The following is a 16105-nucleotide window of genomic DNA, read 5'->3' on the forward strand; positions in this document are numbered from 1 at the left end:
TCGGGCCCCGCGCAGTTCAGTAGCGGTAGTTTCCGATCAGCGTTTGCAGTTCGGAACCCATTCGAGCCAGGTCGGCCGTGGCACGCTTGGCCTCGGCAATACCGTCGGCCGCGCTCTGGGCCGCCTGGGCGACCCCGGAGATGTTGGCGGCGATGTCGCCCGATCCGGTCGCGGCGTCGGTGACACTACGGTTCATCTCGTTGGTCGTCGCGGTCTGCTCCTCGACCGCGCTCGCGATGGTCGTCTGGAAATCGTTGATCTTCCCGATCACCTGGGTGATCTGCGCGATCGCCTCGACAGCCCCCTGGCTGTCGGTCTGGATCGCGGCGATCCGGCTGGCGATGTCCTCGGTGGCCTTGGCGGTCTCCTGGGCGAGGTCCTTGACCTCGCTGGCGACGACCGCGAAGCCCTTGCCGGCGTCCCCGGCGCGGGCGGCCTCGATGGTGGCGTTGAGGGCCAGCAGGTTCGTCTGCTCGGCAATCGAGGTGATGACCTTGATGACGTTGCCGATCTCCTGCGACGATTCGCCGAGCTTGGCGACGGTGTGGTTGGTCGACTCGGCGAGCCGGACGGCGTTGTCACCGACCCGGGCGGCCTCGTTGGCGTTCTCCGCGATCTCCCGGATCGACGCTCCCATCTCTTCGGACCCGGCGGCCACGATCTGTACATTTCGCGCCACCTGCTCGGCCGAGCCGCTGACGACAGCGGCCTGGCTGCTGGCCTGCTCGGCGCTCGTCGCAACCTGCTCGCTGGTCGCCGCCAGCTCCTGGGAGGCCGAGGCGAGCGCGTCGGCGTTGCCGGCCACCGCGCGGACCATGTCGAGTTTGCGCGCCAGCTCGTCGTTGAACGTCTCAGCCAGCGCGCGAAGCTCCTGGGTGCCGGTGGGGTCGAGTCGGAACGTCAGATCGTCATGATCGCGTGAGCGAAGCGCGCCGGTGTACCGGACGATGACGCGGCCGACCTTCGACTGCAGCAGGAACAGGACCCCGCCGATCGCCACCGGCAGCACCACGGTTAGCGCGATCAGCAGGTTCATGGACGTGCTCGTCGAACCGTCAGCGCTGGTGACCGCCTGCGCCGCACGGTCGTTCAGCATCTTCTGGAACTTGTCCATCGGAGCGGCGATGACCGCCTTATCGGCGGCGTACTTGGCGTCGAACATGATCGTTCGCGCGACCTCGAGCTTCCTGGCGGGGCTGAGCGCTTCGTCGGCGGCGTCGAGTTGGGTCTGCGCGATAGCCGGCGGCATGTTCGCTGGGGCCACGCCGGTGGTCTCCAGAACCAGCCGCTGGGACCGGGACTCGGTCTTCACCAGCGCGTCGGAGTTGGTCTTGGCCTGGTCGACGAGCGCGAGCTCATCCTGGGTGGCGTCGAGCTGCTCGAGCTGCGCGAGAGCCTTGTCCCGGGTCTTGGTGACGGTGATTTCGTTCCAGTAGTTGTCCAGGTGCGTGTGGTCCGTGGTGACCGCGTAGAGGCGCGCCTCGTCGGTCAGATAATCCGAGGCGTTCTGCAACTGGAGGCCAAGGGCCTTGAACTCGGCCTGGCGCACGTAGGCGCGCTTTTCGGCGTTGACGGCGGAGTTGACCAGTACGACGGCGACGACGAGCAGACCGGTGATCAGGACAAGTGTCCCCGCAGCGGCCTTGTTGATGGTTGACTGGCGTAACGCGCGGCTCTGGGTGGTGGACACGCCACGGACCTTTCTGGTGGTGTTCATACGCGCACTGAGCGGACATCTCGTCCTCGTCCTCGTCATCGGCTGCGGCCGGCAGAACTTAGGTGTTCGCCGCTAACCAGGTTTGCCGGAAGCCATGTCCGTCACTCGTCCGAGTTGAGGTAGGCCCATAAGCGAGGACCTCGTCAGGGTTCTGATCGAGTTTCCGCACCCCGATCACCCCGGCGAGGTCGTCGCCAGTAGGCGCCCCACGCACGTGTTCGCCGACATCGTCGCCCTGCCGCACGGCAGCCCTCGCACGGTCCGGCGGTGGATCACCGCCGATGGCGACGTGATCGGCTTCTCGAATCCCATGTGGATCCTGAAGGAACAACCCCGTAACGGCATCCCCACCGAGCGGCTGGGCAGTTTCGGCTCGGCCCGGTAGCAGTCTCGTACCCGTAGCTTGTCGGTTGGCCTGCGGGGTTTGTCGATGTGACCATGGTCGATCATGAGTGCAGCCCTTGCGTGAACATGGTTCGTGCGAAGAAGTCCGTGTCACGACAAGGGCTGCGGTGATCGTGGTGGCTGCAGTTGCCAGGGTCGGTGCGGACGGCGTCCGCTGTCGTGGCGGGCGTACGCGTCGAGGGCCCTGCCGAGATGTCGCTCGTCGAGGATGAGCATGCGGTTGGTGGCCTCGGGGCGGATGGTGAGCATGAACCGTTCGGCGTAGGCGTTGGCCCGCGGGCTGTGCGGCGGGATCGTGCAGACGGTGATGCCGGCGTCGGCGAGGGCCGGGGCGATCGGCGGCCGGCCGGCCCGGTCCAGCCGCGGCTTCGGGTTCTGCCGGCGCGCGGGACCGCGTCCTCGTGACGCAGGACCGAGATCTCCACGTCTTTGGTCGCGCTGGTGTGGGCGAGGAGAGCGAGCCGATCGGCGAGGTGGCAGACCACGAGGTGGAGCGGGCGCAGCGACGCGCGTCGTGATGCCGGACGGCACGACTGGGCGCCATCGTTTTCCCTGGTCACATAGTTGATGAGAGGTTGGAACCCCGCACGCCGCCACCCTCCACGGGGCAGCCGGGGTCATCGACGCAGGTGGCGACCGAGCGGGAACATGCATCGTGTGCATGTCATGGCATGAAAAACATGTGTTTGCTTGATGTGAGCGTGGCCACTTCAATGGTTCACTGAATGACTGACCCGAGGTGAACCGATGACCGATTCAGCCGCTCCCATCTCCGATCTCGACCTGTTCGACGACACGGTGCTCGTCGACCCGTACCCCTCGTACGCAGCACTGCGCGACCTTGGAGGCGTCGTCCGCCTCCCGGCCAACGACGTCTATGTGCTCACGAGGTATGACGTCATCCGCAACGCCCTGGGTGACTGGGAGAGCTTCTCCTCCGACGGCGCGATCGGGTTCAACCCGATGGTCAACGAGGCGCTCACGGGTACGTCCCTCGCCTCGGACCCGCCGGTCCACACGCAGCTGCGGGCGGCCCTGACCGCGAACCTGTCGCCGCGTGCGCTGCGCGGCCTGAAGGACAGCATCGACGCCAAGGCCGACGCCCTCGTCGCGGAACTGGTCACCAAGGGCTCGTTCGAGGCCATCGACGGGCTGGCCCGCGCCCTGCCGCTCGAGGTCGTCGCGGATCTCATCGGGTTCACCGGCCACGTCCGCGACAACATGCTGCGCTGGGGCCAGGCCGCGATGCAGGTCCTCGGACCGATGAACCAGCGCACGGCGGAGAGCTTCCCGATCGCCGGCGAGCTGTACCAGTGGTGCTCGACCGTCACCGCCGAGGACCTGGCGCCCGGCTCGGTCGGCCGGGGGATCTTCGAGGCCGAGGCGCGTGGCGACATCCCACCCGACACGGCGGGCCACATCATCCACCAGTACCTCGGTGCCGGCGTCGACACCACGATCGCCTCGATCGGCAACATCGTGGCCCTGTTCGCGGCCCACCCCGAGCAGCTCGCGCTGGTCCGGGAGAACCCGTCGCTGGTGCCCGCCGCGTTCAACGAGGTGCTCCGCTACTGGGCGCCGGTCCATGCCTGGGGCCGTCGTGCGACCCGGGACGTGGCGGTCGACGGTGTCCTGGTCCCGCAGGGCGCGAAGGTCGCGATCCTGTTCGGCGCCGGCAACCGGGACCCTCGCCACTACGAGAACCCCGACGCGTTCCTGGTCGAGCGCAACCCGATCGACCACCTCTCCTTCGGGTACGGCCCGCACGGCTGCGCCGGACAGGGGCTGGCCCGCCTCGAGGGGCACGCCGTCATCGACGCCCTGGCCCGCCGGGTCGACCGGCTCATCGTCGGCCCCGAGGTCCGCGTCCCCAGCAACATCACCCGCAGTATCGAACAGCTGCCCGTCGTGGAGGTGGTGCCGGCATGAAGATCGTCCTGGACCGACCGCGCTGCGAGGGACACGGGCTGTGCGAGGAGGCCGCGCCCGGCCTGATGCACCTCGACGACGACGGCGACCTGGTGCTCGACCGCGAGGAGCTCAGCGACGCCGACGCCGCGCTGGCCAACGCCGCTGTCCGGGTCTGCCCGGTCGCGGCCCTGCGCATCGTATGAGCACGCCGATCCAGCGGGTCGTCGTCGTCGGAAACGGCATCGCCGGCCTCACGGCTGCCGACACGCTCCGTGAGGCCGGCTTCGACGGCGAGCTCACCATCGTCGGCGACGAGACGCACGCGGCGTACAGCCGTCCGGCTCTGTCGAAGGCATTGCTGCTCGACGTCGACGACATGTCGTCCCACCAGCTTCCGCCGACCACCCACGGGGCGACCGAGCTGCTGGGCGTACGCGCGACCGGACTCGACGTCGACCGTCGACTCGTCACGCTCGACGACGGCGCGGCCCTTCCGTACGACCGCGTCGTCCTCGCCACCGGGTCCCGTGCGCGACGGTTGTCCGACCTTCCCGCGGAGTTCACTCTGCGCGGCCTCGACGATGCACGTGCCCTGCGCAAGCGGCTGGCTGGACGGCCGTCGGTCGTCGTGGTCGGCGGGGGCCCGCTCGGCATGGAGATCGCGTCGGGCTGCCTGACCGCGGGTTGTCAGGTCACCCTTGTCTCCCAAGGCGTGCCACTGATCCTGCAGCTGGGCCCGTACCTGGCCGAGGTCTTCGGCAAGGCAGCGCTGGAGCGCGGGCTCACCATCGTCGAGACCGGATCGGCGCGACTCGATCGGCGTGGCGGCGACGTACGTGTCGTACTCGACGACGGCGCCGTCCTCGAAGCCGAACTGGTGGTGACCGCCGTCGGCGACGTCCCGAACACGGAGTGGCTCGCGGACACCGGCCTGGCCAACCAGGGCGTCGTCGGCGTCGACTCCCGCGGACTGGTCCGGCCCGAGATCGCTGCCGTCGGCGACCTGGCGGCGTTCCCGGCGCCCTACGGCCTGCGACGCATCCCGCTGTGGAACAGTGCGATCGAGCAGGCGAAGGTGGCTGCGGCCGCCCTCGTTCGGGGGGACGACACGCCACCGCTTCAGTTCCAGCCGTACTTCTGGACCGAGCAGTTCGGGCTCAGTCTCAAGGCCGTCGGCTATCTCCCGCTGGACGGAGAGCCGACATACGTCGAGGGAGGGCCCGGCGGTCCGGCGCTGATGCGCTGGTCGCACGACGACGGCTCCGGTGCGGCTGTGGCGCTGAACTACCGGATCCCGATCCCGCGGCTGCGTCGCGTGAGCCGGGAAGCGGTGTAGGGTTTCGTCGCGATGAGCGACGACGGAGCGGGCACCACGGGTTCCGGGTTGTATCGATTGGCATCGGTCAATCTCAACCTGCTGGTGCCCCTCCTCGCGCTCCTGGAGGAGCGCTCGGTGACGAAGGCGGCTGAGCGCGTCGGTCTGACGCAGCCGGCGATGAGTCACGCGTTGGGTCGCATGCGGCGTCTCTTCGGCGACGACCTGCTCGTCCGGCAGGGGAGCGGTGTCACGCTGACCCCGCGCGCGCTTGAGCTGATCGGGCCGTTGCGGGCGACGCTCCAGCAGGCCGCGGACGTGGTCAATTTCCCGGGCTTCGATCCGGCGACGGATCGTCGTGTCATCACCATCGCGATGACCACCAGCACGGCCTTCGTCCTCGGGGCGCGGCTGGTTCGACTCGTGACGGAACGAGCCCCGAACGCGACCCTCCGCGTGCGTACCATCACCGTGCCGACCGAGACCACGTTCACGGAGCACGGTGTCGACGTCGTGCTGGTCTCCGAGGCGTTCACGTCGCCGTACCCGCGGGAGCGCCTGTACGACGACCGCATCGTGGTGGTGGCCTCGACGGACACACCACCGGAAGCAAGCGCACTCGACCTGCTGACCACGCAGCCGCACATCGTCGTCGATACCGAGCGGCGGGTCTTCCCGTACTCGGTGCTCGACGACAACGGGGTCACCTACCGCGTCGGCCAGCTGATCTCCGACTTCCTGCTCGTCCCGTACCTGGTCGGACGTGCCGGTGGGGTCGGCCTCCTTCGCTACCGGGTTGCCGCGCAGATGCGCACGCTCGTCGACCTGCGGATCGAGGAGTTCCCGTTCCACCTCCCGGGGCTGGGCATCGACATGGTGTGGAACCCGCATCTGGGCGACCACTACTTCATCTCCTGGCTGCGCCAGCTCCTGTTCGACGCAGCAAGGCATTGACGCGCATCGGCGCAAGCTCGCGAAGGTCCGAGTGGGGTACGGGTCCGCCCACGCGCTGATGACCCGTGCGGCGCCGACGATGCGGCAGCGCCTGACCTAGACGCTGCAACGCCGCTGGGAATCCGTGCGGCCGACGCCGACCGAGCGGGTGCACTGGCGCAGCGGGTTCGAGACATACGGCGCGACCCGATCGAGCGCGACGGAGCGGTCGAGGTCGATGAGAAGTCTTCAGCGGGGGTCGGAGCAGGTCGGTTCCCTCGTACCCGTAAATTCCTCCCGACGAAAAGGGGGAGATGTCATGGCAGTGATCTATCTCGTCCGACATGGGCAAGCGTCGTTCGGTGCTGCGGACTACGACGCCCTCAGTGAACTCGGGCGCCAGCAGGCCCGGCTCGCCGGACAGGAGCTCGCCGGGCGGGTGCGCAAGCCGTTGCGCGTGTCCGGGACGCTGCGTCGGCAGAAAGACACCGCCACCCTGCTCGGGCCGCCGGGTGCCGTCCACGACGTCATCGAGGATTCGCGGTGGAACGAATACGACCATCTCCAGCTCATCGGCCGGTACGCCGAGGCCGCCGATTTTGGTGGCGCGGATTCTCGGGGCACCGACCCTGGGATTGTCCGCGACAGTCGCGCATTCCAGACGCACCTCGACAGTGCTCTTGGGCGATGGATCGAGCAGGGCCCCGGCGGAGGGTGGGACTCCTTCGTCAGTGGCGCGGTGGAGGCTCTGCACGCCCTTCCCGATCGTCTCGTACCCGGTCAGGATGCTGTCGTGGTGACCTCCGGCGGCGTGATCGCGGCTGCCGTGGGCTCGCTCCTGGCTGCCCCGGCGCCCGGCATCGTCGCTCTCAACCGCGTCATGGTGAACGCGTCCATCACCGCCGTGCTCGCGGGCTCCTCGGGGCTGAACCTGCTGTCCTTCAACGAGCACGCCCATCTCGGGGCGGCCCGAACCTACCGCTGATGCGCAGTGGAGAGCGATTCGCGGTGGGCGGTACCCTCCGTCCGCTCGGAGGTTGGCGTCTCCGTTCAGGGGGGCGGTTGATGGAGCCGTCCCCCGATCACCGTCGATCGGACGAGCTCGGATCGTGGGTCCGTCAGGGCCTCTGCCAGCGGAACGTGCAGCAGGCACAGGTCGGCACGGACTCCGGGGCGGACCTGCCTTACGCAACCGCCTGGGTCACGCGGGAAGGACAAATAACCGGCGAGGGCGGTAGCCGTCGTGACCGACTCCTCCGCGCCGATCACCCGTCCCCGCATGCTGGTCCGCTGACCGGCCGTCCGTATCACCGTCCACGGGTCGAGTTCGCCGTACGGGGCGTCACTGGAGGCCGCGACCCGCACACCGGACGTGACCAGCGAACGGTACGGATAGAGGAACGGTTGCTCGGCGATGTCGACCTCGCGCAGGTAGCCGTCGCCGCGGGTGCGCAGGAAGTCCGGTTGCGTGACGACGGCGACCCCGAGGTCGGCGATCCAGGGTGCGAGGCCCGGTGGAACGACGGAGGCGTGCTCGATCCGGTCACCAGGGATGGTGCCGACGTCCTCGAGTACCGCAAGGGTCAGGGTCAGTGACTCGCTGGTCACGCAGTGCACCGCAACCGCTCGTCCGGTCCGGTGGATCTCGGCGACCGCGCCGCGCAGTTGGTCGAAGGTGGGGAGGGCGTGGTCGCGCAGAAGCAGCTTGCGTGGACCAGCCGTGAGCCCGGTCGGGAGTACGGTGCCGGTGGGCGCACCCAGCAGCGTGATGGGTTGTGGGAGGTCGCCTCCGGCGTGCGCCGCTGCGAGCAGTGCTACCGCTTCCGTGTCCAGGTCGGGCGTGGCATCGGTGACGCTCGTGATGCCATGGTCCGCGAGCTCCCGACCGAGCCGGGTCAGGTCGAGGTCCGGCGGCGGCATGGCAGGCCGCAGACGCGCGTCGTACCTCCAGAGCCGCCCGGTCGGCTCACCACGCGCATCTCGTTCGACGTCGGCGGAGTCGTCGAGCACATGCGACACCAGTGCGAGCGCCGACGAGTTCAGCATCCAGAGCGCGCCGCCGCGGTGCTGGATGCGCACCGGGCGGTCGGGCATGAGCTCATCGAGAGCATGCCGGTCGAGGTCTCCCGCTACGGACTCGTGATAGCCAACGCCCCGCACCCACGGTCGGTTGACTGCCCGCAGGGCAGCGGCGAGGCCGGACCTGTCGCGGACGGTGGGGCCGCAGTCCACGGAGTCGTGCGCGGCCGCGAGCGCGAGAAGGTGCACGTGGTGGTCGTGCAGCCCGGGTAGCAGGACACCGCCATGGCCTTCGACGACCGTGACGGGTTCCTCGTCGCCGGACCGCTGGTCAGCTCCGACATTGACGACACGGGTTCCCTTCACCAGGACGTCGACCCGGTTGCCGTCGACCTCCACGTCGCGGAAGAGGAGGTTCATCGCAGCCAGGCCTCGTTGTCGGCCCCGAGCCCGGGGCCGCGGCCGTGCGGAGCGCGTGCCGCCGGCCCGGCGACCAGGTGCCGGCCGGAGACGGACTCCACCCACCAGGCGCCGTCGTCGCGCCACACGGTGTGTGGCTCAGGGGGACCGGTGACGGCCTCCCGCGCGACGTCGAGCATCGAGACGTCGACCAGGACCGCGTTGTCGGCGAGCAGCGCCTCGGACGCCGCAGCCGCTGCGGCGACACCGGTGAGCGGGTCGGCGAGGGCGTCGCCGGCGGGGAGCAGGTCGCGGCCTTGCTGGATGGCCAGACCGGCGGCGACCGCGACGTCGTCGCCGAACCCGACAGCCTCGGAGTCACGTCCCCGTGCGGTGATGGAGAGCCAACTGGTGCCACTGGCGACGAGATCCTCGGCAATGATGCCGAGACGCCGCAGCGCACGGGCCCGGGAGCCTTCCAGCACCAGGTCCGCCCGCTGCATCAGCCCCACGAGTCGGTCACGGTCGTGCGGATCGGTGAAGTCGACCGCGACCGAGCTGTGGCCGCCGTGCAGCAGGTCGAAGAACCGGGACGGGCCGCGCCGGGTGCCGTCCGGGCGCTGCCAGCTCTCGACCTTGACGACGACACAACCGGTCAGTCCGAGCAGGTGCGCGCACAGCGGGCCGGCCCATAGCGAGGTGAGATCCACAATGAGCGGGCGCTCCGCCGGTTGGTGTCGTCCGCCCTGCTCGACGAGCACTCCGGGTCGGGTGCCGGTTTCCGGCGGCCACGCGGCGCAGGGCAGGTCGAGCAGCCGGGCCCGGGCCACCGCCTCCGCGGTGGTGATGCCGGCGGCCCAGGCTTCGATCGCCTCCCAGGCGGAGTCCACGGTCTCGTGTTCGACCAGGGCAGGCACCAACACCACGTCATCGTCGCGGGCAAGCGACAGGCCGAACCATCCGTCCGTGGTGGGGACAGCGCGGAACGCGGCACCGCACGACCACGGTCCGCGACGCGAGAATCCGGCGATCGCCGCGCGCTCGCCCAGTAGTTCGCACCCCGGCAGCGCCGGTGGCCAGCCGGTACGGACGACGGCGTTCCGGCGGACCTGTTCCAGATGATTCAGCAGCGTGGTTGCCGGCCGGCCCGGAGCGACGAGCGGGGGTCCGTCGGCGCGCCCGGTCAGCGCCATGGCCCCGCAGCGCGCCCAGTCCGCCACCGGATCGGGTTCAGGCACGGCCGTCCACCAGACCCCACCGCAGCGCCGTCGGTACGTCGACTCGCCGGTTGGTCAACGCCAGGTAGGCGGTCCGCCAGCGTCCGATCCTGCGCGTGATGCTCACGGTTCCACCGGCGCCGGGAATCAGCCCCATCCGCAACTCGGGCAGCTGGAAATAGGCGTCGTCCCGGGCTACCACGGACCCGGCGAATGAAGGAATTTCGACGCCAGCGCCGATACAGGCGCCGTGCACGACAAAACGAACGCGGTCCCGCAACCGGTGTACGGCGTGCCCGGCGCTGTGGTGTAGGCGCACGAGATGCGCCGCCGGCACGTTCGGCGTGGTGCCGAACTCGTCCAGGTCGCCCCCGCTGCAAAACGACCGTCCCGCCCCGGAAACAACGACCTCCCGGACAGCGGGATCGTGCCGTGCGATGTCGAGTCCTCGGAGTAGCCCGTCACGAACGGCGTGGCCGAACGCGTTGTGCCGATCCGGGCGGTTCAGCGTGATCGTCAGGGTGTCCCCGGACCGCTCGAGCAAGACCGGCTCGTCACCACCCACGATGTCGCCTCGCGGGGTGCCGGTGCGCCAGGCGGTGAACTCCGGCCCGGCCAGCAGCATCGAGTAGGCGAGCGATTCCAGCAGCAGACCATCGGCGACGGAGCACGTTGTGCTGACGTCGAGCAGTCCGGCGAGAGTCACGGCGGCGTACGGCGCGGCGCCGACCGTCCCCGCGATGCTGTCCAGGTCCGCGGCGTCCCCCGCGCAGTACAGGCCCGGGCCGGCCGGGGCGAGTGTGCAGGTCAGTCGCTCGAGCAGAGGTGCGGCGGCGGCCGGGAGCGCCGAGGTTGCCACGCCTACCAGGACGGGGTTGCGTCCGCCCTCGAGCACTGCGGCGGCGGCCTGCGCAGCGCGCCAGTCGGCGCTGTCGAGGTCCACCACGACCAGCGGGCGGACCGGGAACCCTCGGTCGTCGAGATCGAGCGCCCCGCCACGCTCGGCGATCTGCCGGAGGCTGACCACCTCCACGCGCGCCTCCTCACCCGCCTGTCCACCGGTGAACGAGAAAGCCGCCATCGTGGATGCGATGTCGGTCATGCTCAATTCTCCGGACACTGCCACCCGACGCAACGTCGAATTGAGCATGCTACAGACGGCCAGGAAGGCCTGTCGAGGAAGTCGAGGCCCTGCGCGACGAGTGCGAGTCGGCGTGCCCGACCGGCAGATCGACGGCAGTGGTGGCTGCCTCCGGTCAGCGCAGGCACCGCCGACATGACCCTGGTGACAGGCCGGCTGACCGCCACGGTGCTCCCGGTCGTCCTGCCTGCCGCGTCGGCGGCGGGGTGAGGTCGTGTGACGCATTCGTCATCCCGAAAATAGTTGGAAGTCCTAGTATCTGCGGAGGGGCAGGTCAGTGAAGAGGTGGAGATGAACCAGGACAGGATCGTGCTGCTGGGCGGCGCGCGGACGCCGGTCGGCAGCTTCGGCGGCGCCTTCAAAGATGTCCCCGCGCATGAACTGGGGGCGACGGCGGCCCGGGCCGCGCTGGAGCGCGCGAACGTCGCGCCGGCGGAGATCGACGAGGTGGTGATGGGCTGCATCGGCCAGGTCGGCCCGGACGGGTACAACGCCCGCCGTGTCGCGATCGCGGCCGGGCTGCCCAAGACCACGCCGGCGTACACGGTGAACCGGCTCTGCGGGTCCGGGCTGCAGGCGATCTGGTCCGCGGCCATGCAGATGCGCTGGGGTGGAGCGGACTTCGCGCTGGCCGGTGGGGATGAGTCGATGAGCCGGATGCCGTTCTACGACTTCGGCGCCCGGTCGGGCTACAAGCTGGGGGACCGGACCCTGGTGGACGGCACCGTGATGATGCTGACCGATCCGTTCCACGGCATCCACATGGGCGTGACCGCTGAGAACGTGGCCCGGACGTACGACGTGTCCCGGCAGGCGCAGGACGAGTTCGCGCTGCTGTCCCAGCAGCGGGCCGCCTCGGACGCGGCGCGGGCGGCGTTCGCCGAGGAGATCACCTCGGTGGAGGTGGGTGGTCGTCGACCGTACGTGGTCGACGAGGACGAGCACCCCAGGCCGGAGACGACGCTGGAGGCGCTGGCGAAACTGCGGCCGGCGTTCGAGAAGGACGGCACCGTCACGGCCGGGAACGCGTCGGGCATCAACGACGGCGGTGCGGCGGTGGTGCTGGCGCGGGAGTCCGTCGCGGCCGAGCGAGGGCTGACCGGTCTGGTCACTCTCGAGGCGGTGGCCACCGCGGCGATGGAGCCCGAGCTGATGGGTTACGCCCCGGTGGCGGCGTTGCGGAAGCTGTTCGCCCAGACCGGGACCACGCCGGGTGACATCGACACGATCGAGCTGAACGAGGCGTTCGCCGCCCAGGCTGTGGCGGTGATCCGGGACGCCGGGCTGGACCCGGACAAGACCAACCCGTACGGCGGTGCCATCGCGCTCGGCCACCCGGTTGGCGCCACCGGCGCCATCCTCTCCTTGCGGGTGGCCAAGGACCTGGTCCGTCGCGATCTCGAGCTCGGCGTGGTCTCCATGTGCATCGGCGGCGGGCAGGCCCTCGCCGCACTCTTCCGGCGGATCTCGTGATGACGCCGGGCGTGCTGTTCGAGGCCACCGACGGGGTTGGCCGGATCACCCTGAACCGGCCCGAGGCGTCCAACGCGATCGACCTTGCCACTGCGCGGTCGTTCGGAGCGGCGGTGACCGCCGCGGCCGCAGACGGGGTGAAGACGATCCTCCTCACCGGCTCGGGGAAGCGGTTCTGCGCCGGTGGGGACGTCCGCTCGTTCCTGCAAGCGGCGGAGCCGTCGGCATACCTTCATGAACTCGCGACCGTCCTCGAGTTCGAGCTGCGGCGGCTGGCGGAGCTGCCCAAGCCGGTCGTCGCCGGTGTCCACGGCGCCGTCGCAGGCGCCGGCCTGGCCTTCGTGCTGAACTCCGACATCGTGGTGGCCGGTCGCTCGACGAAGTTTCTGATGGCCTACGCCGGCATCGGCCTCACGCCCGACTGCGGTGTCTCCTACCTGCTGCCCCGCGTCATCGGCACCCAGCGGGCACTGGACCTGGCCCTCACGGGCCGCGTGCTCACGGCCGAGGAGGCCCTGGCCTGGGGACTGGTCACCGAGGTCGTCGACGAGCACCTGGTGCACGAACGAACCGCCGAGATCGCCAGCAGACTCGCGGACGGACCGGCCAACGCGTTGGGGCAGGCCAAGCGGTTGATCCGGTCGTCCTACGAGGTGGCACGTGAGCGCAGCGCCGAGGACGAGGCGAAGACCATTGCGGCTGCGGTCGAAACCAAGGAAGCGCAGCGACTGGTGGAGCAGTTCATCGGCAAGTGAGGATGACGGCGACCCGGTTGCGCGGTCACGGGCCGTCTCCGCCTCGACGAACGCGGATGTGCTCGTCGGATCTGGTCGGCTGCCTGGCGCGGAAGGCTGCGCTATTTCCGGCGGGCCATGCTTTGGTGCAGGGTCCTGTTCTCCGTTCGCAGCAGCGGTGACTCCTCCACTCACTGCCGCTGATCACTACGGTGGGTCGGGTCCTCTCCATTGATGGACGCACTCCATCCGGGTCAGGGTCAGAGTTTGGCCGCGATCGCGTCATGGTCGGCCTGGCTGCGTCGAGGCAGATCGTTGCATGTGGGCGGCTACCGACGCGGTAGGCCCGTTGGTGCTTTCGCGGCTTCCGCGCTGTCAAGGGCTGTGCGGGTTGTTGACGTGGACGCGAGGTCGGTCGTGGGGCTGATGACCGCTCGGTGATTGGTCGAGCGCCGAGCAGACGCCGCCGGCCGGTGTGCTCGGCGCGATCAGCGACGGAGCGTCACTCCGCCCGATTGGCGCGCCGTCACCCGGAGGCCGCCCACTCCACGGCGGGGGAGCCGTCGGGTCCCCATGCCCCGCTCTGTGCGACGTGCTGGTCATTGCCGCACGATCGCGGTCTCCATCGTCGCGTGCAACACGTTCACCGTCTGCCAGTCACGCAGGGTGATGGGGGTCCGACCTGTCAACGTCGGTTCGGCAAATTCGTCATGACAAATATTCCTCATAAGTATTGACTCCCGGTGTGGTGACAGACACACTTTCGGGGGGACGGCACGCTCCGTTCAGTGACCGGCACGCACCAGTGCGAGCGGTCTCAGGAGCGCACTTCGAACGAACAACATCAGAGATGGAGTGTGCTGATGGATGTGGTCCGCATGGCGATTCTGGGCTTGGGCCTCGGAGGTGCCTACGCTCTGCTCGCGCTGGGGGTCGTCGCCATCTACCGCGGAACTGGAGTGCCGAACTTCAGTCAGGGCGCCGTGGGTATGTTCTCCGCCTACGTCTTCTTTGGACTCCGCGACAAGCAAGAGTGGCCGCCGGTCCTGGCGGCTGTCGTCACCCTGTTGGCAGCAGCCGTAGCCGGCTGGGTGTTCTACCGGCTCGTCATGCGTCAGCTCCGCAGTGCGCCGATTCTCGCCCGCATCACCGCGACGATCGGCCTTCTCCTGTTGTTGCGTGGCTTGGCAATGAGCGTCTTCGAGGTCGCCACCACGACTCCGGATCACGTGCTCCCTCATCGCACCCTTCATCTCGGCGGTGTTGCCGTACCGGAGGACCGGCTCATCATTGCTGGTCTGGCCATCGCGCTCGGTGTCGCACTCAGCGTCCTCTCCGTGCGCACGCGGCTGGGTCTGGCGGTGCGGGCTGTCGCCGACTCCGAGAAGGGAGCACAGCTGGTCGGGCTCTCGCCGAGCCTGCTCGGTGCGGTCACCTGGGGCGTCGGGTTCGCACTCGCCGCGCTGGCCGGCATCCTCCTGAGCCCCGTCGCCGGTCTTGACGCCGATGCCCTGACCCTCTTGATCGTGCCGGTGTTCGGAGCGGCGCTGCTGGCTCGGTTCAACTCGTTCCTGCTCGCCGTCGCAGGCGGCCTCGGGATCGGGATGATGCAGGCGATCCTGGAGCTCTTCCAGGGCTCCAGCCATTGGTACACCGAACTGTGGGCTGGAGTCGGTCGCACGAAGGCGTTTCCGGCCCTGATCGTCATCCTTCTCATCGTCTTCTCGGGACGGCTCCTGCCTTCCCGCGGTGACGCCGCCACCGGCCGCCTGCCGATCTGTCCGATGCCGCGGTACCGGCGTTCCGGCCCCCTCGTCGCCCTCCTCGTCGGCTCCGTGCTGATCATGACGCTCGCGACCCCGTGGCTCTCGGCTGCTGTCGTGACCATGGGCGGCGTGATGATCGGGCTCTCGGTCGTCCTGATCACAGGCTTCCTGGGTCAGGTCTCCCTCGCGCAGTTCGCGTCCGCCGGTATCGGCGGCCTGGTCGCCGCCAGGCTGTCCGCCGAGCTACCGCTACCGGTGGTGATGATCGTGTCGGCGCTCGTCGCCGCGGTCATCGGTGTCCTGCTGGGTCTGCCGTCGGTCCGGGTGCGCGGTCAAAACCTTGCTCTCGTCACGCTGAGCGCGACCTACATCTGCCAAACGGTGATCTTCGAGGATCCCCGGATCGTCGGCAGTCGATTCGGGTTCCCCTTGGTCAGGGCGCCGGAGCTGCTGGGTTCACCGTTGAGCCCGCGGGCCTTCGCCTTCCTCGTGCTGGTGGTCGTCATCGCGACAGGGGCCTTGGTCGCCGCTCTGCGCGCGTCGAGCTTCGGGCGCCGCGCTCTGGCGGTCCGTGAGAACGAGGCCGCCGCCATCGCCGCCGGTACCAACGTCACCCACTACAAGCTGGCGGGCTTTGCGCTGTCGTCAGCAATCGCAGGGCTGGCTGGCTGCCTGCTGTCTTACCACGCGTTGGTCTTCGCGCCGAGCGGGTTCGGCACCTTCGGATCGCTCAACATCGTCATCATGGGCTACATCGGGGGCATCGCCATGATCGGTGGCGCGGTGTTCGCCGGTATCGGGGCCAGCGGTGGGTTGTTCGCACAGTTCCTGGCTGTCAACGGGTGGTCCTCGGCGCAGGATCTCATCGGCGGTCTGGCATTGCTGATCGCAATTCAGTTGCACTCGAACGGCATCGCTTCGCTCGGACATGAGATACGACAGCGGCGCCAAAAGAAAGCACTACGCGGAGTGGCTGGCACATCAACCACCACGACCCACGGTTCCATGAACGCAGATCGAGCGGACGTTTCTCTGGAAGGGCTTGCAAGATAATCATGAGGAAGTTACGTACGAG

General features: G+C 69.0%; 14 protein-coding genes. 9 read left to right on the top strand and 5 right to left on the bottom strand.

Annotated elements, in window-relative coordinates; genetic code table 11:
• Positions 1–16 precede the first annotated feature (16 nt).
• A complete protein-coding gene (locus ACNTMW_RS13610; protein WP_426633871.1) occupies positions 17–1717 on the bottom strand; it encodes a methyl-accepting chemotaxis protein in 1701 nt (566 codons plus the stop codon).
• 214 nt (positions 1718–1931) lie between these two features.
• Here ACNTMW_RS13610 and ACNTMW_RS13615 point away from each other — a divergent pair, with 214 nt between their 5' ends.
• Positions 1932–2102 (top strand): hypothetical protein, encoded by a 171-nt coding sequence (locus tag ACNTMW_RS13615; protein ID WP_426633872.1) that lies wholly within the window; start codon positions 1932–1934, stop codon positions 2100–2102.
• 110 nt (positions 2103–2212) lie between these two features.
• On the opposite strand, the gene ACNTMW_RS13620 is transcribed toward ACNTMW_RS13615, so the two are convergent.
• A complete protein-coding gene (locus ACNTMW_RS13620; protein WP_426633873.1) occupies positions 2213–2785 on the bottom strand; it encodes an integrase core domain-containing protein in 573 nt (190 codons plus the stop codon).
• An 84-nt stretch (positions 2786–2869) separates the two neighbouring features.
• Here ACNTMW_RS13620 and ACNTMW_RS13625 point away from each other — a divergent pair, with 84 nt between their 5' ends.
• The 5 genes from ACNTMW_RS13625 to ACNTMW_RS13645 all read left to right on the top strand — a co-directional run bounded on the left by ACNTMW_RS13625 (position 2870) and on the right by ACNTMW_RS13645 (position 7266).
• Positions 2870–4051 (top strand): cytochrome P450, encoded by a 1182-nt coding sequence (locus ACNTMW_RS13625; RefSeq protein ID WP_426633874.1) that lies wholly within the window; start codon positions 2870–2872, stop codon positions 4049–4051.
• Entirely contained in the window at positions 4048–4236 is a 189-nt protein-coding gene (locus ACNTMW_RS13630) for a ferredoxin (RefSeq protein ID WP_426633875.1), read from the top strand. The genes ACNTMW_RS13625 and ACNTMW_RS13630 overlap by 4 nt, the downstream gene beginning before the upstream one ends.
• Positions 4233–5369, top strand: a complete 1137-nt coding sequence (locus ACNTMW_RS13635) for an NAD(P)/FAD-dependent oxidoreductase (RefSeq protein WP_426633876.1) — start codon at positions 4233–4235, stop codon at positions 5367–5369. The genes ACNTMW_RS13630 and ACNTMW_RS13635 overlap by 4 nt, the downstream gene beginning before the upstream one ends.
• 12 nt (positions 5370–5381) lie before the next feature.
• Positions 5382–6302, top strand: a complete 921-nt coding sequence (locus ACNTMW_RS13640) for a LysR family transcriptional regulator (RefSeq protein WP_426633877.1) — start codon at positions 5382–5384, stop codon at positions 6300–6302.
• A 298-nt stretch (positions 6303–6600) separates the two neighbouring features.
• On the top strand, positions 6601–7266 hold the full coding sequence (locus tag ACNTMW_RS13645; protein ID WP_426633878.1) for a histidine phosphatase family protein: 666 nt from the start codon (positions 6601–6603) through the stop codon (positions 7264–7266).
• Between the two features lie 65 nt (positions 7267–7331).
• Here the strand turns inward: ACNTMW_RS13645 and ACNTMW_RS13650 are convergent, their stop codons facing one another.
• Genes ACNTMW_RS13650 through ACNTMW_RS13660 form a run of 3 tightly spaced genes read right to left on the bottom strand, consistent with a single transcriptional unit; the run spans position 7332 to position 11066 of the window.
• Positions 7332–8720, bottom strand: a complete 1389-nt coding sequence (locus tag ACNTMW_RS13650; protein ID WP_426633879.1) for an amidohydrolase family protein — start codon at positions 8718–8720, stop codon at positions 7332–7334.
• Positions 8717–9937 carry a CoA transferase gene (locus tag ACNTMW_RS13655; protein WP_426633880.1) on the bottom strand — a complete coding sequence of 407 codons (1221 nt, stop codon included), beginning with the start codon at positions 9935–9937 and terminating at the stop codon, positions 8717–8719. The genes ACNTMW_RS13650 and ACNTMW_RS13655 overlap by 4 nt, the downstream gene beginning before the upstream one ends.
• Positions 9930–11066: an enoyl-CoA hydratase/isomerase family protein gene (locus ACNTMW_RS13660; protein WP_426633881.1), complete on the bottom strand. Its 1137-nt coding sequence runs from the start codon at positions 11064–11066 to the stop codon at positions 9930–9932. Before ACNTMW_RS13660 ends, ACNTMW_RS13655 begins: the two co-directional genes overlap by 8 nt.
• 282 nt (positions 11067–11348) lie before the next feature.
• Here ACNTMW_RS13660 and ACNTMW_RS13665 point away from each other — a divergent pair, with 282 nt between their 5' ends.
• From ACNTMW_RS13665 to ACNTMW_RS13675, 3 genes are all read left to right on the top strand, one after another.
• On the top strand, positions 11349–12530 hold the full coding sequence (locus ACNTMW_RS13665; protein WP_426633882.1) for a thiolase family protein: 1182 nt from the start codon (positions 11349–11351) through the stop codon (positions 12528–12530).
• Complete coding sequence (locus ACNTMW_RS13670; RefSeq protein ID WP_426633883.1) at positions 12530–13285, top strand: enoyl-CoA hydratase/isomerase family protein; 756 nt, start codon at positions 12530–12532, stop codon at positions 13283–13285. The genes ACNTMW_RS13665 and ACNTMW_RS13670 overlap by 1 nt, the downstream gene beginning before the upstream one ends.
• Positions 13286–14127: 842 nt before the next feature.
• A complete protein-coding gene (locus ACNTMW_RS13675) occupies positions 14128–16083 on the top strand; it encodes an ABC transporter permease subunit (RefSeq protein ID WP_426633884.1) in 1956 nt (651 codons plus the stop codon).
• Positions 16084–16105: the final 22 nt, after the last annotated feature.

This window comes from Planosporangium spinosum (genome assembly GCF_049999945.1).
Lineage (GTDB): Bacteria > Actinomycetota > Actinomycetes > Mycobacteriales > Micromonosporaceae > Planosporangium > Planosporangium spinosum.

Excerpts from the sequence above, each read along its gene's own strand:
- ACNTMW_RS13620 (WP_426633873.1), bottom strand. The coding sequence starts at position 2,785 with ATGCACACGATGCATGTTCCCGCTCGGTCGCCACCTGCGTCGATGACC.
- ACNTMW_RS13640 (WP_426633877.1), top strand. The coding sequence starts at position 5,382 with ATGAGCGACGACGGAGCGGGCACCACGGGTTCCGGGTTGTATCGATTG.
- ACNTMW_RS13660 (WP_426633881.1), bottom strand. The coding sequence starts at position 11,066 with ATGCTCAATTCGACGTTGCGTCGGGTGGCAGTGTCCGGAGAATTGAGC.
- ACNTMW_RS13650 (WP_426633879.1), bottom strand. The coding sequence starts at position 8,720 with ATGAACCTCCTCTTCCGCGACGTGGAGGTCGACGGCAACCGGGTCGAC.
- ACNTMW_RS13665 (WP_426633882.1), top strand. The coding sequence starts at position 11,349 with ATGAACCAGGACAGGATCGTGCTGCTGGGCGGCGCGCGGACGCCGGTC.
- ACNTMW_RS13645 (WP_426633878.1), top strand. The coding sequence starts at position 6,601 with ATGGCAGTGATCTATCTCGTCCGACATGGGCAAGCGTCGTTCGGTGCT.
- ACNTMW_RS13670 (WP_426633883.1), top strand. The coding sequence starts at position 12,530 with ATGACGCCGGGCGTGCTGTTCGAGGCCACCGACGGGGTTGGCCGGATC.
- ACNTMW_RS13625 (WP_426633874.1), top strand. The coding sequence starts at position 2,870 with ATGACCGATTCAGCCGCTCCCATCTCCGATCTCGACCTGTTCGACGAC.
- ACNTMW_RS13610 (WP_426633871.1), bottom strand. The coding sequence starts at position 1,717 with ATGAACACCACCAGAAAGGTCCGTGGCGTGTCCACCACCCAGAGCCGC.
- ACNTMW_RS13635 (WP_426633876.1), top strand. The coding sequence starts at position 4,233 with ATGAGCACGCCGATCCAGCGGGTCGTCGTCGTCGGAAACGGCATCGCC.
- ACNTMW_RS13630 (WP_426633875.1), top strand. The coding sequence starts at position 4,048 with ATGAAGATCGTCCTGGACCGACCGCGCTGCGAGGGACACGGGCTGTGC.
- ACNTMW_RS13675 (WP_426633884.1), top strand. The coding sequence starts at position 14,128 with ATGGATGTGGTCCGCATGGCGATTCTGGGCTTGGGCCTCGGAGGTGCC.